The sequence below is a fragment of the Reyranella sp. genome (genome assembly GCF_017305915.1).
GTDB lineage: Bacteria > Pseudomonadota > Alphaproteobacteria > Reyranellales > Reyranellaceae > Reyranella.
Genome location: NZ_JAFKJN010000020.1, coordinates 160,933 through 172,470, shown reverse-complemented (window position 1 = coordinate 172,470; position 11,538 = coordinate 160,933). Strand labels below are relative to the sequence as shown.

Sequence of the window (11,538 nt, the reverse complement as noted above, 5' to 3'; positions counted from 1 at the left end):
AGCCCGCGGTAGCGGACCTTCACATAGCCGAACTGGCGCTTGATCACCCGGAAGGCGTGCTCGCCTCGGGCCCGCACCTGCGCCTTGAGACGTTCGATCCTGTCGCGCAGCCGACCCGCCGCCGTATCGCGCAGCGCCCGGCGCTTGCCCGGCCTCATCGCCACCTGCCACTCGACCCGCCGGTTGCGCTCGGGCCATTGGTCGACGCCGACGTAGCCGGCATCGCCGAACGCCACGGTCTCGCGGCCGTGCAGCAGCTCATGCGCCTGCGTCACATCGGCGACGTTGGCCGCTGTGCCGATCACGCTGTGCACCAGGCTGCTCTCGGCATCGACCCCGACATGGGCCTTCATGCCGAAGTACCACTGGTTCCCCTTCCGGGTCTGGTGCATCTCGGGGTCGCGCTGGCCCGTGCTGTTCTTGGTCGACCTCGGCGCCGCAATGATCGTCGCATCGACGATCGTGCCCTGCCGCAGCAACAGGCCCGCCGCCTGCAGGTGCGCCTTCACCGTGTCGAAGATCTCCCGCGCCAGACCGTGCTGTTCCAGCAGATGACGGAAGTTCAGGATCGTCGTCTCGTCCGGCACCATGCCACGGGCCAGCGACAACCCCGCGAACTGCCGCATCGAGGCGATCTCGTAGAGTTCCTCCTCCATCGCCGGGTCGCTCAGCCCGTACCACTGCTGAAGGCAGTGGATCCGCAGCATCGTCGCCAGAGGGTACGGCCGACGCCCGCCACCAGCCTTCGGATAGTGGGGCTCGATCAGCCCCTCCAGCCGAGCCCACGGAACTGCCCGGTGCATCTCGGCCAAGAACACCTCCCGGCGCGTCCGTTTGCGCTTGCCGCAGTACGCCGCGTCCGAAAAACTCAGCTGCTTCATCGCCACATCTCCACCGGAGATACCAATCTAGCAAAACCGCGGCGCGATCGACGACTTGTTCAGAGAGTCCTTAGAACAATTCGCAATCTCGACGCGACGCGGTTCTCATCGGGGTCTGAGAAAGTATGTCACCATGGCACCCTTGCCCTTCACATCGATCGTCCCGCGCGAGTCGAAGTTGAAGAGATCACCCAGTCGGGCGCGCGTTTCAGCTGATACCTGGATGTGACCTGGGAGCGAATGTGATTCCATCCGGCTTGCGGTGTTGATCGTGTCTCCCCAAACATCGTAAGCGAATTTGTGCGTGCCGATCACACCCGACACGATTGGGCCGGTGTGGATCCCGATCCGGGCCTGAAGTGTCAAGTCGACCGCCTTCCCGATTTGATCTACGGCTTCGAGCATGCGCAGCGACAGCGCGGCGATACGGTAAGCGTGATCGGGCTGGGCTTCGGGAATTCCGGCTGCGGCCATATAGGCATCGCCGATGGTCTTGATCTTTTCCACGCCCTGCTCCGCCGCCAGTCGGTCGAATGTCGAAAAGACTCGACTGAGGAAAGCGATCATCCGTTCCGCCGGCAATTCCTGACTGAGCGCCGTAAAGCCAACGAGATCGCAAAACAGGATGGTCGCCTCGGGCACGCGATCAGCGATGTTCGTCTCGCCACCGCGAATACGGTTGACGATGCTTCGCGGCAATATGTTGAGAAGCAAAGATTCGGAGTACCGTTTCTCTTGCTCGAGATCGGCAATAAATTTCTTCTCGCGATCGTGCAGCCATTTCTTCTCGAGCGAAGCATCGACTCGCGCGCGCAGCAGCGTCGGATTGAACGGCTTGGTCAGGTAGTCCTCGGCGCCGGCCTCGATGCAACGCACTACGCTTTCAAGCTCATCGAGTGCAGAGATCACGATGACGGGAATGTGAAAGGTGTGCTCTTGTGCCTTTAACCGGCGCAGGACTTCAAAGCCGCTCATCTCTGGCATGATGAGATCGAGCAGGACGAGATCGAATTCCTGCGCGGCGACAAGGTCGAGCGCAACGGCGCCGCTTGCGGCGGTCGTTACCTTGCGGCCTTCCCTGGTCAGCCGGCGCTCCAGCACGTCTCGGTTCGCGGCATTGTCGTCCACGACAAGGATGCGGCTCGATCGGATTGCCTCCTGCAGGGCGCCGTTGGCTGACACTGGATCCAGAATGCGGAGCACATCGGCGACGACGTCGAGTTGCCTGGTGCGGACTTCATCATCCATCAATCGGTCTGCAGGCTGTTGGCCCACCAGAGTGACCATGGTATCGACTTGGGCGAGCAACCGGTCGGCGGAATCCTTCAACTTGCTCAAATCAGACCGGAGCGGATGGCCTTCGTCCCCCTCCATGTCCTCGATCAGCAGTTCACTGTAACCCTTGATGGCATTGAGTGGCGTTCGCAGATCGTGCCGGAGACCGCGATGGAACGCCTCGACGCTCTCGCCCTCCTGGCGATCCGATGACGAGTCCTTGATGATGCCCATCACAAACGCGTTAAGCTTTTCGCTCGCCTCGCGCATGCGGGCAAGATCGGGCAACAGCGGCTCCAGTTGCAGCCTGCGCGCATCCTCGATGATCATGTCGAGGAATTCTTTGACGGCTGTCGCCGGTGCTTGCACTTCCTGGCGCAGGAACGCCGTCAGGGCCCTGTTGAGCCGCTCATCGGTTGCGAAGCCCGCCACGGCGCCTCCATCGGCGCGGATCGCAGGGAGATCAGCTTCCTGCCGCACCAAGCAGCTTCTCCATCTTGCCGATCAGGCGTTCGAGCTCGACCGGTTTGGTGTCGTAGTCGTCGCAGCCGGCTTCAATGGCCTTCTCGCGGTCTCCAGCCATGGCGTGCGCCGACAGCCCAATGAGCGGTATGCGTTTGGTAGCGTCGTCCCCCTTGATGGACCTCGTTGCCTCCCAGCCATTGATGACCGGCAGGCTCATGTCCATAAGAATGATGTCGGGGCGCTCCCTCTTCGCCAGATCGACACCCTGCTGGCCGTCGACGGCGAACACCACCTCGAAACCGCGACGAACAAGACGCCGGGAGAGCATGTCACGGTTCATCTCATTGTCTTCGACCAGCAGAACCTTCTTCATTAGACTCCCCCCTGTTAGGCGCTCGACGCGGAGGCGCCGCGTACTAGCCGTCTCCGCATCGCCGCTCCCACCGCCGCGACAATGTCGAAACGGGAGCCGCTGCCCTTGGCGATGATTGCTTGCGCCTGCTCCTTCAGCCGCTCCCTTTCTGCCGACGTGAGCTGCTTGGCGGTAAGAACGACGACTGGAATGTCTCGCCACTCCACATGCACCGAGAGCGCGTCGAGTACCTCGAAGCCGTCCATCTCGGGCATCATGAGGTCGAGAAGAATCAACGCCGGCCGCCGATGGCCGCCTAGCCATGCCAAGGCCTGCCGGCCGTCCGAGACTTCCTCCGCCGACAATCCCATTTTGCCGACAATTTGCCGAACCACGTCACGCGCGGCCGCATCGTCCTCGACGATCAAAACCGGACCATCACGCCGAACGAGACCATGAATCAGCGCCGTGAGGCGCGCGCGATCGACCGGCTTTGTCAGCACATCGGCGGCGCCGAGCGACAGGCCGATGCCGCGGTCCGACAGCATTGTCACGACGATAACCGGGATGTCGCGCAGATCGGCATCCGCCTTGAGCGCACTCAATACCTGCCAGCCATCCGTTTTCGGCATCATCACGTCGAGCGTGATCGCGTCCGGGCGCATCGTTCGCGCGAGGCTGAGCGCCTCGTTGCCGTTGGACGCCTGCACCAAACGGTAGCCCGCGCCTTTCAAGTTGGCGATCAACAGATCACGCGCCGCGGGATCGTCATCGACGACCAGCACCGTTGGCGCGCCGTCCGTCGTCGGGCTGTCCCGAGCCGGAAGGGTCGGCGCCCCCTCTTGCACGTGGGCTTCTTGCACCTGCGGGTCGGGATCGTCCGCAAGGGTGATCGTGAAAGTCGATCCTTCACCGGGTTTGCTGGCAACTGTCACGTCGCCGCCGAGCAACCGGCAGAAATTGCGCGTGATCGCCAGGCCAAGGCCGGTCCCGCCGTATTTCTTGGTAGTCGAGGCATCCGCCTGGCCGAACGCCTGGAACAACCGCCCAAGCTGTTCTTCGGTCATGCCTATGCCGGTATCGGAAACGGCAAAGCGCACCATCGGCCTGCCGCCGCCCTGGATGCGATCCGCCGCGACCGTCAGTTTCCCATTCTGCGTGAATTTGCTGCTGTTGCTCAGGAGGTTGAGCAGGCTTTGCTTGAGCTTGGTGCGATCGGTGCGCATGACACCAAGGCTTTCGGCCAGCCGAAACTCGACGGCGTTGTTGTTCTTTTCGACCATCGGTCCGATGAGCGAGCGCACCTCTTCGAGCAGCGGCACGATCCCGACGTCTTCGAGATAAACGTCCATTTTCCCGGCTTCGATCTTTGACAGATCCAGCACGTCGTTGATCAGGCCGAGCAGGTGACGGCCCGAACTCTCGATTTTCTTGAGGTCTGCGGCCATGCCCGCCTCACCGAGGTCGGCGACGTCTTCCTGCAGGATTTCGCTATAGCCAATGATGGCGTTGAGCGGCGTGCGCAGTTCATGGGACATGTTGGCCAAGAATTGCGACTTGTGCTGGCTTGCAGTTTCGAGCTGTCGCCCTTTCTCCTCGATCTCGCTGAACAGGCGGGCGTTCTGGATGGCGAGTACCGATTGAGCGGCGAAAGTCTGCAGCAGCGCAATGGTATTCTTCGGAAATTCTCCGGGCGCTTGCCGCCGCACCACGAGGGCGCCCACGACGCGGTCGGCGGCGAGCAGCGGCACGATGAGGCGCGCGAGAAAACCGGCCTGCAGCATGATATCGCGAACCACCGACGGCGGATCGGCACGCAGGTCAGTCGTTTGCAGCGGCTGACCCTGCTCTATGGCGAGCGCGATCGCCTTGGAGATTTCGGCGTGCTGACCCTTGATCGCACCGATCAACAAGTCGTTCATGCCGTAGGTGGTATGCAGCTGATGTTCACCCGCGTCCTCGCTGAACACATAGACGGCGCCCGCTTCAGTTGCCGAAAGCTGGGTCGCCTTGTTGACAATCGTACTTAGCACCGCTTCCAGATCGAGCGTCGAATTGACGATCCGGCCGACCTCGGCGAGCGCCCGCATTTCCTCGACGGATCGCGTGAGCTCGGCGGTCAGCGTCTGCTCCATCGCCTGCTTGTCGATGATGTTCTTTCGGAATACCTCGATCGCGCCGACCATGCGGCCGATTTCGTCGCGGCGATCACGCTGGCCGATTGCAACATCGACTTCGCCGCTGGAGAGACGCTGCATCACGTCGGTGACCGCCTCGATCGGCTTGACGATCGACCGGCCCACCACGAAGGCGACCAATGTGCTTATCAACAAGGCGGCGACCGCAACCAGAATAATGACGTTCTTGGTCCGCGCCGCCTCGAAATAGAGCTGATTGCTCAAATCATTTACGGCGGCCGTGACTGCCAGAGAGAGCTTTTGCAAATCTGCGTTGACGGCCTCGAAGCTGTCGTCTGTTTGGCCAAGCATCATCGTCGCCATCGGGGCGGCCAAGGCAGAGCCGTTCTGGCCGACATCGATCGTATCCTTGGCGTGGCTTTTGCAAATTGCCCACTTGGGCAAAAGCTGCTGCATGGTCGTGCGTTCTTCGCTCGACAAATCCGGCCTCTCGGCGAGAGCCGAAATGCGGGCGGACAAGGACTCGAGGTCGCTGTTGATTTCGCCGAATAGCGGCTTGAGCAGCTTGTCGCTGACGCCATTGCTTTCCCACGACACATAACGGAATATTTTCAGGTGCGTCGCGAAGACTTCGTTGCTCACTTGCGAGAAGGCCCGCTGCTTCGGTGTGAGCTCGTTGGTGAGGACGCGCAATTCTGCCGCCGACCGGGTCGACGTCAAATAAGCGTTTGCGCCCAAGCCCAGCAGACAGAGCAGCAGCAAGACCGACGCCGCCGACGCCTTGACATGAATAGACAGGCTATTGAAGAAGTCGATGATGGAGCGGACGCTGAAATAGGCCTTCGAGCGCCTGACGCGCCCGGCCGCGGTGACAGGGCCTTTCACATCGGTCATTGCTTGGAAAGATAGACTCCGACGCCGACGAAATAGTCGTCGCCCAGCTTTTCAATGTAGGCGGATTTATCTTGGATCTTGGTGGTCAGCGGATTCGGCCACTTGTAGTCGACCCAGCCGGCGCCCGGACCCTTGGCGATGTCGATCATTTCCTTGAAGAAATATTTGCCGTCCTGATCCTTCATCGCCATGAGGTTCTTGCCGATCAGCGCCGGGATGGCGCCGTGCGCGACGCAGATTCCCGATAGATCATAGATGAAGGGATAAAGGTCGCGGTCGTGGAATTGCTTGGTCGAAAGGTCCGAGACAGCCTTGAAGGTAGCGTCAGCGCCATCTTTCTTGAACATGTCTTGGACGCGTTTGACCATTGCGACCGCCTCCTCCTTGCTGCCGTACTCGGATGCCTCAGCGCACAACGAGGGCATCAAGAGCGATACAAAAATCAGAAGAGCGAATAATCGCATGGCATCCCCCGCGGAGTTTTGAATATCGGTCTAGCTCGGCTCCACGGTCGCGCGCGACCCGTTCACCGAGCGCCTGAACATCATATTCCAGAGTCGCCCCCCGTCCAAGAGGCGACCGATTTCGCGAAGAGCAAAGAACGGCAGCAGAGAAATGGACATGATCGCCCAAACGATGACCACGCCCTGCCAGGTACCACCCCCGATGTGAGGCAGGCTGTCGGCTATCGTCTTGCCGGCGAATGCGCCGAGCAGCACCTCCTCTAGCGCATGGAAGGCGATGAACACCGCGGCGAGCAGCCCCGACTTGTAGGAGACAGGAACGATCAGCGGCAGATGGTCAAAGGCTCGCCCGAGCTTCAGGTCCTCGGCGATCAACATGACTTTCGCCAGGACCGCCGCGTTGATCAAGGCAAAGCCTTGCGCCGTGAAGCCAATGTGCCGTTGCCCCAGGACGACGGTTTCGTTCAGTACAAACAGGCCGAACACCACCCAGAGGTAGACGAACATCACCGCGAAGCGGCGAAACTCTTCGATCCCTCTTTCCGCAAGCTTGTGCAGGCGATCGTCGTTCATACGGGCCACCCCGTTGCGCCCGCCATTAGGGAAGGTCTGACCAAGTCACGCAATGACGGCGTCGCCCGGTCGTTGCCGTCGTAGTCGGCTGATTTTGCTTCGGAGACGTCACCCATTGCCGCTGAAGGCCCTGTAGTTGTGGTGGCGTGGCGGCGTTCTCGCTGTCTCGCCGCTTTTTCGGGAGCCCGCGGTAGCGGACCTTCACATAGCCGAACTGGCGCTTGATCACCCGGAAGGCGTGCTCGCCTCGGGCCCGCACCTGCGCCTTGAGACGTTCGATCCTGTCGCGCAGCCGACCCGCCGCCGTATCGCGCAGCGCCCGGCGCTTGCCGCCGTACGCCGCGTCCGAAAAACTCAGCTGCTTCATCGCCACATCTCCACCGGAGATACCAATCTAGCAAAACCGCGGCGCGATCGACGACTTGTTCAGAGAGTCCTTAACGCACCACCTGCGCTGTTTGCCCAAACAGGATCTTGCGCTGCTCGTCAGTGTTGATGCCGGGCGTCTTGCGCAGCTCGGCGCCGATCGCCTTGCCCTTCACCACCGCCGGCCGCTCGCCGACCGACTTCTCGAACCAGCGCTGCAGGTTGGGGAAGTCCTCGAGCTTCTGGTTGAAATTCTTGAAGCCCACCACCCACGGCCAGCTCGCCATGTCGGCGATCGAGAAGTCGCCGGCGATGAACGCGCGGTCGGCCAGCCGCTTGTTGAGCACGCCGAACAGGCGGTTGACCTCGTTGCTGTAGCGCGCCTGGCCGTACGCGAGCTTGTCGACCGGATTGAACTGCGGCGCATAGACGTTGAAGTGGTTGGCCTGCCCCGCCATCGGGCCGAGGCCGCCCATCTGCCAGTTCACCCATTGCAGCGTCTCGTACTTGCCGCGCAGGTCCTTCGGCAGGAACTTGCCGGTCTTCTCGGCGAGGTACTGCAGGATCGCGCCCGATTCGAACACCGACACCGGTGCGCCACCGCCCGGCGGATCGCGGTCGACGATCGCCGGCATGCGGTTGTTGGGGCTGATCTCGAGGAAGTCCGGCTTGAACTGCTCGCCGGTGCCGATATTCACCGCGACGAGGTTGTAGGGCAGCCCGCATTCCTCGAGCATGATGGAGATCTTCCAGCCATTCGGCGTCGGCCAGTAATACAGGTCGATCATGATGAGCTCCCGCAAGAGTGAGACACGTTTGGCGGGACTTTAATCCGAATTCGGCGTACGGCTAGACCCTGGTCAACTTCGAGGGGAAACGACCATGGCCGTCACACTCTATGATTCATCTGTCGGCTGCTTCCTGCAGACGCTCGGCGCCGTCGAGGGCTTCCTCGCCAAAGGCCTTGCCCATTGCAAGGAGAAGAACGTCGATCCCAACGAGATCGTCGAGACGCGGCTGTTCTCCGACATGCTGCCGTTCCGCTTCCAGGTGGTGGCCGTGGCGCATCATTCGGCCGGCGCGCTGGCCGGCGCCAAGGCGGGCGCCTTCGCCCCGCCCGGCCCGTCGACCGCCGACTATGCCGGCCTGCAGAAGATGGTGAGCGACGCCAAGGCCTCGCTCGAGCAGCTCAAGCCCGCCGACGTCAACGCGCTCGAAGGCAAGGACGTGGTGTTCTCGGTGCGCGACCTCAAGCTGCCGTTCAAGGCGGAAGGCTTCCTGATGACCTTCTCGCTGCCCAACTTCCATTTCCATGCGACGACCGCCTACGACATCCTGCGCTCGAAGGGCGTGCCGATCGGCAAGCGGGATTACATGGGCAGGATGAAGCTCGCGAACTAGATGTCATCCTGAGGCGAAGCCGAAGGATCCTTCGCTACGCTCAGGATGACAGTGCCCTCAGCGCGCCGTTATCGCGTTGCGCAGGTTGATCGGCTCCGCGATGCGGCTCAGGCCTTCGATGCCCTGGCCGGTGCCGAGCACGTGGATGGTGCCGTAGCCCAGGATGCGGCCGAGGATGGACTGGTCGACGTTCACCGTCTCGACCTTGTCCATGTTCATCTCGACCGTGTGGTGGCGGATGAAACCGGTCTTGTAGATCACGCGATAGTTGGTGACCGAGAGCTCGGTCATCTGTCGCGTGAACCAGGCGCCGAGAAGCAGCACAACTGCGAGCACCAGCAGCAGCCAGCCGACATAGGTGGCGACGCGCCCGATCCTGGTCGCCTCCTGCTGGCCGTACAACAGGCAGACCCCAGCGATCGCCAACAGCAGGAATGCCTTGAGGTAGTTGATCCAGTGCAGCCGGCCGATCGCCTTGAGGGTCTCGCCGGGCTGCAGGACGGAGTTCACATAGGCCACGGCGCCCCAACGCGAGGCCGGCGAAAAAGGTTGCGCAGGGCGCGTTCTGTCGCGCAGCATGACGTTCGAATGAAAGGCTTTCCCAAGCCCCTCGCGCTCTCCGTCAGCGTCATGCTCGAAGGCTGGACCGACGATTCGGCACCCGGCATCGGCCCGATGGGCAATCCGCTCAAGGCGGGCGTGCTCGATCTGCAGGCGCGCTCGTGGGCCGAGTACGGCCCCAAGGTCGGCGCCTGGCGATTGCTCGACATCCTGCAGCGACTCGAGGTGCGCTCGGTATTCTATGTCAGCGGCCTGCTCGCCGAGCGCTATCCCGAGCTGATGACGGCGATCGTCGCGGGCGGGCACACCGTCGCGGCGCACGGCTGGGGCCAGAACATCATCCCGTCGTATCAGACTGCCGAGGAGGAAGCGCACGACCTCGAGCGCTGCATCAAGGCGATCGCCGCGGCCACCGGCCGGCCGCCGCCGGGCTGGCTCAGCCCACGCTGCACGCCGAGCGCCCGCACGTCGTCGCTGCTGGCGAAAGCCGGTTTCGACTGGCACGCCGACTTCTTCGATTCCGACCTGCCCTCCCTTCACCGGACGCCCGAGGGCGCGATCGTCGCGGTGCCGTTCACCATGGAGGTGAACGACATGCCGCTCTATGTCCGCTACGGCGCCGAGCCCGAGGCCTTCACCCGAGTCCTCGAGCGCATCGTCGCCAACTGGCCGCGGCTCGGCCGGCCGGCGGGCTGTCTCGACATCACCGTCCACGCCCATGTCTTCGGCCGCCCGTTCGGCGCCATCGAGTTCATGAACTGCCTGGAAACGGCGCGGCGCTACGAGGAATGGGCCTGGCTGACCGATCATCGGACCTTGGCGGGGCTCTGCAAGACAAGCTAGGATCGATCCCAACGACATAAATGTTGGGAGGATCCACTCAAATGCGCATCCAACGTCGTACCTTTGCCAAGCTTGCGGCCGGTGCCGCTGCGGGCATCGCCGCTCCGGCGATCGCCCAGAACAAGCCGTTCACCATCGGCTTCAGCATGAACCTGACCGGCCCGCTGGCGCCCAACGGCAAGGCGGCGCTGCTGGCTTCGCAAATCTGGGAAGAGGACATCAACGCCAAGGGCGGCCTGCTCGGCCGGCCGGTGAAGCTGGTCTATTACGACGACCAGTCGAATCCCTCGACCATCCCCGGCCTCTACACCAAGCTGATGGACGTCGACAAAGTCGACATCATCGGCTCGAGCTACGCCACCAACATGATCGCGCCGGCGATGCCGATCGTGATGCAGCACGACCGCACGTTCTTCTCGCTGCTCGGCCTCGCGGTGAACAGCGAGTTCAACTACAAGCGCTACTTCTCGATGACGCCGACCGGCGGCCCGCGGCCGAAGGAGTCGTTCGCCGAGGGCTTCTTCGAGATCGCGGCCGAGCAGAGCCCCAAGCCGATGACGGTGGCGATGTGCGGCGCCGATGCCGAGTTCCCGCGCAACGCCATGGACGGCGCGCGCAACGTCATCAAGCGGCTCGGGCTGAAGCTGGTCTACGACAAGACCTACCCGCCCAACACCGCCGACTACACGCCGGTCGTGCGCGCCATGGCGGCGACCAATCCCGACATCTTCCTGGCCTGCTCCTATCCGGCCGACACGGTCGGCCTGATCCGCGCCAGCCACGAGGTCGGCTTCAAGCCCAAGATCTACGGCGGCGGCATGGTCGGCCTGCAGGCGACCGCCATCAAGACGCAGCTCGGACCGCTCCTGAACGGCATCGTGGTCTACGACTTCTGGCTGCCGTGGGCGGGCTTCGCCTCCGACGAGGGCCGCGAGTTCGTGAAGAAGTACCAGACCAAGTCCGAGGCGGCCGGCGTCGACATCCTCGGCTACTACCTGCCGCCCTTCGCCTACGCCCGCATGCAGGTGATCGAGCAGGCGGTCAAGGCGACCGGCGGCACCAACGACGACAAGCTCGCCGACCATCTGCGCAAGACCACCTACAAGACCGTGGTCGGCGACGTCGCCTTCAACGAGCAGGGCGAATGGGCGACGGCGCAGGTCATGGCCGTGCAGTTCCAGGGCATCCAGGGCAACGGGGTCGACCAGTTCAAGGACCCCAAGAGCGAAGTGATCCTGTGGCCCAAGAAGTACGCCACCGGCAAGATCCAGTACCCGTACGACCCGAAGAAGTCGTAAGCAGCGCGAGGGGCGCGTCGCCGACGC

Annotated in this window: 11 protein-coding genes and 1 pseudogene; 3 read left to right on the top strand and 9 right to left on the bottom strand. The window is 62.7% G+C overall.

Features of this window, described 5'->3' with window-relative positions:
• The 8 genes and pseudogenes from J0J01_RS20790 to J0J01_RS20755 all read right to left on the bottom strand — a co-directional run.
• Positions 1-881: IS5 family transposase (locus J0J01_RS20790; protein WP_296384121.1), on the bottom strand; the 881-nt coding region annotated here is incomplete at its 3' end.
• Positions 882-986: 105 nt separating this feature from the next.
• Positions 987-2,636, bottom strand: a complete 1,650-nt coding sequence (locus J0J01_RS20785) for an adenylate/guanylate cyclase domain-containing protein (protein WP_296384129.1) — start codon at positions 2,634-2,636, stop codon at positions 987-989.
• On the bottom strand, positions 2,620-2,994 hold the full coding sequence (locus J0J01_RS20780) for a response regulator (RefSeq protein WP_296384119.1): 375 nt from the start codon (positions 2,992-2,994) through the stop codon (positions 2,620-2,622). The genes J0J01_RS20785 and J0J01_RS20780 overlap by 17 nt, the downstream gene beginning before the upstream one ends.
• Before the next feature lie 14 nt (positions 2,995-3,008).
• The gene (locus tag J0J01_RS20775) at positions 3,009-6,005 is read right to left on the bottom strand and encodes a response regulator (RefSeq protein WP_296384117.1); all 2,997 of its coding nucleotides are present in this window, start codon (positions 6,003-6,005) and stop codon (positions 3,009-3,011) included.
• Entirely contained in the window at positions 6,002-6,373 is a 372-nt protein-coding gene (locus J0J01_RS20770; protein ID WP_296384115.1) for a cache domain-containing protein, read from the bottom strand. Before J0J01_RS20770 ends, J0J01_RS20775 begins: the two co-directional genes overlap by 4 nt.
• A gap of 126 nt (positions 6,374-6,499) precedes the next feature.
• Entirely contained in the window at positions 6,500-7,042 is a 543-nt protein-coding gene (locus J0J01_RS20765; protein WP_296384113.1) for a hypothetical protein, read from the bottom strand.
• Positions 7,043-7,217: 175 nt separating this feature from the next.
• Positions 7,218-7,325, bottom strand: a pseudogene (locus J0J01_RS20760) (IS5/IS1182 family transposase); the annotation flags it as partial.
• A 154-nt stretch (positions 7,326-7,479) separates the two neighbouring features.
• A complete protein-coding gene (locus J0J01_RS20755) occupies positions 7,480-8,196 on the bottom strand; it encodes a glutathione S-transferase N-terminal domain-containing protein (RefSeq protein ID WP_296384111.1) in 717 nt (238 codons plus the stop codon).
• Positions 8,197-8,290: 94 nt separating this feature from the next.
• Here J0J01_RS20755 and J0J01_RS20750 point away from each other — a divergent pair, with 94 nt between their 5' ends.
• A complete protein-coding gene (locus tag J0J01_RS20750; protein WP_296384109.1) occupies positions 8,291-8,809 on the top strand; it encodes a DUF1993 domain-containing protein in 519 nt (172 codons plus the stop codon).
• A 57-nt stretch (positions 8,810-8,866) separates the two neighbouring features.
• Here the strand turns inward: J0J01_RS20750 and J0J01_RS20745 are convergent, their stop codons facing one another.
• Positions 8,867-9,328: a PH domain-containing protein gene (locus J0J01_RS20745; RefSeq protein WP_296384106.1), complete on the bottom strand. Its 462-nt coding sequence runs from the start codon at positions 9,326-9,328 to the stop codon at positions 8,867-8,869.
• Positions 9,329-9,397: 69 nt separating this feature from the next.
• Here J0J01_RS20745 and J0J01_RS20740 point away from each other — a divergent pair, with 69 nt between their 5' ends.
• Positions 9,398-10,213 carry a polysaccharide deacetylase family protein gene (locus J0J01_RS20740; protein WP_296384104.1) on the top strand — a complete coding sequence of 272 codons (816 nt, stop codon included), beginning with the start codon at positions 9,398-9,400 and terminating at the stop codon, positions 10,211-10,213.
• A gap of 41 nt (positions 10,214-10,254) precedes the next feature.
• Positions 10,255-11,511, top strand: a complete 1,257-nt coding sequence (locus tag J0J01_RS20735; protein WP_296384103.1) for an amino acid ABC transporter substrate-binding protein — start codon at positions 10,255-10,257, stop codon at positions 11,509-11,511.
• Positions 11,512-11,538 lie beyond the last annotated feature (27 nt).

Excerpts from the sequence above, each read along its gene's own strand:
- J0J01_RS20755 (WP_296384111.1), bottom strand. The coding sequence starts at position 8,196 with ATGATCGACCTGTATTACTGGCCGACGCCGAATGGCTGGAAGATCTCC.
- J0J01_RS20740 (WP_296384104.1), top strand. The coding sequence starts at position 9,398 with ATGAAAGGCTTTCCCAAGCCCCTCGCGCTCTCCGTCAGCGTCATGCTC.
- J0J01_RS20770 (WP_296384115.1), bottom strand. The coding sequence starts at position 6,373 with ATGGTCAAACGCGTCCAAGACATGTTCAAGAAAGATGGCGCTGACGCT.
- J0J01_RS20750 (WP_296384109.1), top strand. The coding sequence starts at position 8,291 with ATGGCCGTCACACTCTATGATTCATCTGTCGGCTGCTTCCTGCAGACG.
- J0J01_RS20765 (WP_296384113.1), bottom strand. The coding sequence starts at position 7,042 with ATGAACGACGATCGCCTGCACAAGCTTGCGGAAAGAGGGATCGAAGAG.
- J0J01_RS20775 (WP_296384117.1), bottom strand. The coding sequence starts at position 6,005 with ATGACCGATGTGAAAGGCCCTGTCACCGCGGCCGGGCGCGTCAGGCGC.
- J0J01_RS20780 (WP_296384119.1), bottom strand. The coding sequence starts at position 2,994 with ATGAAGAAGGTTCTGCTGGTCGAAGACAATGAGATGAACCGTGACATG.
- J0J01_RS20735 (WP_296384103.1), top strand. The coding sequence starts at position 10,255 with ATGCGCATCCAACGTCGTACCTTTGCCAAGCTTGCGGCCGGTGCCGCT.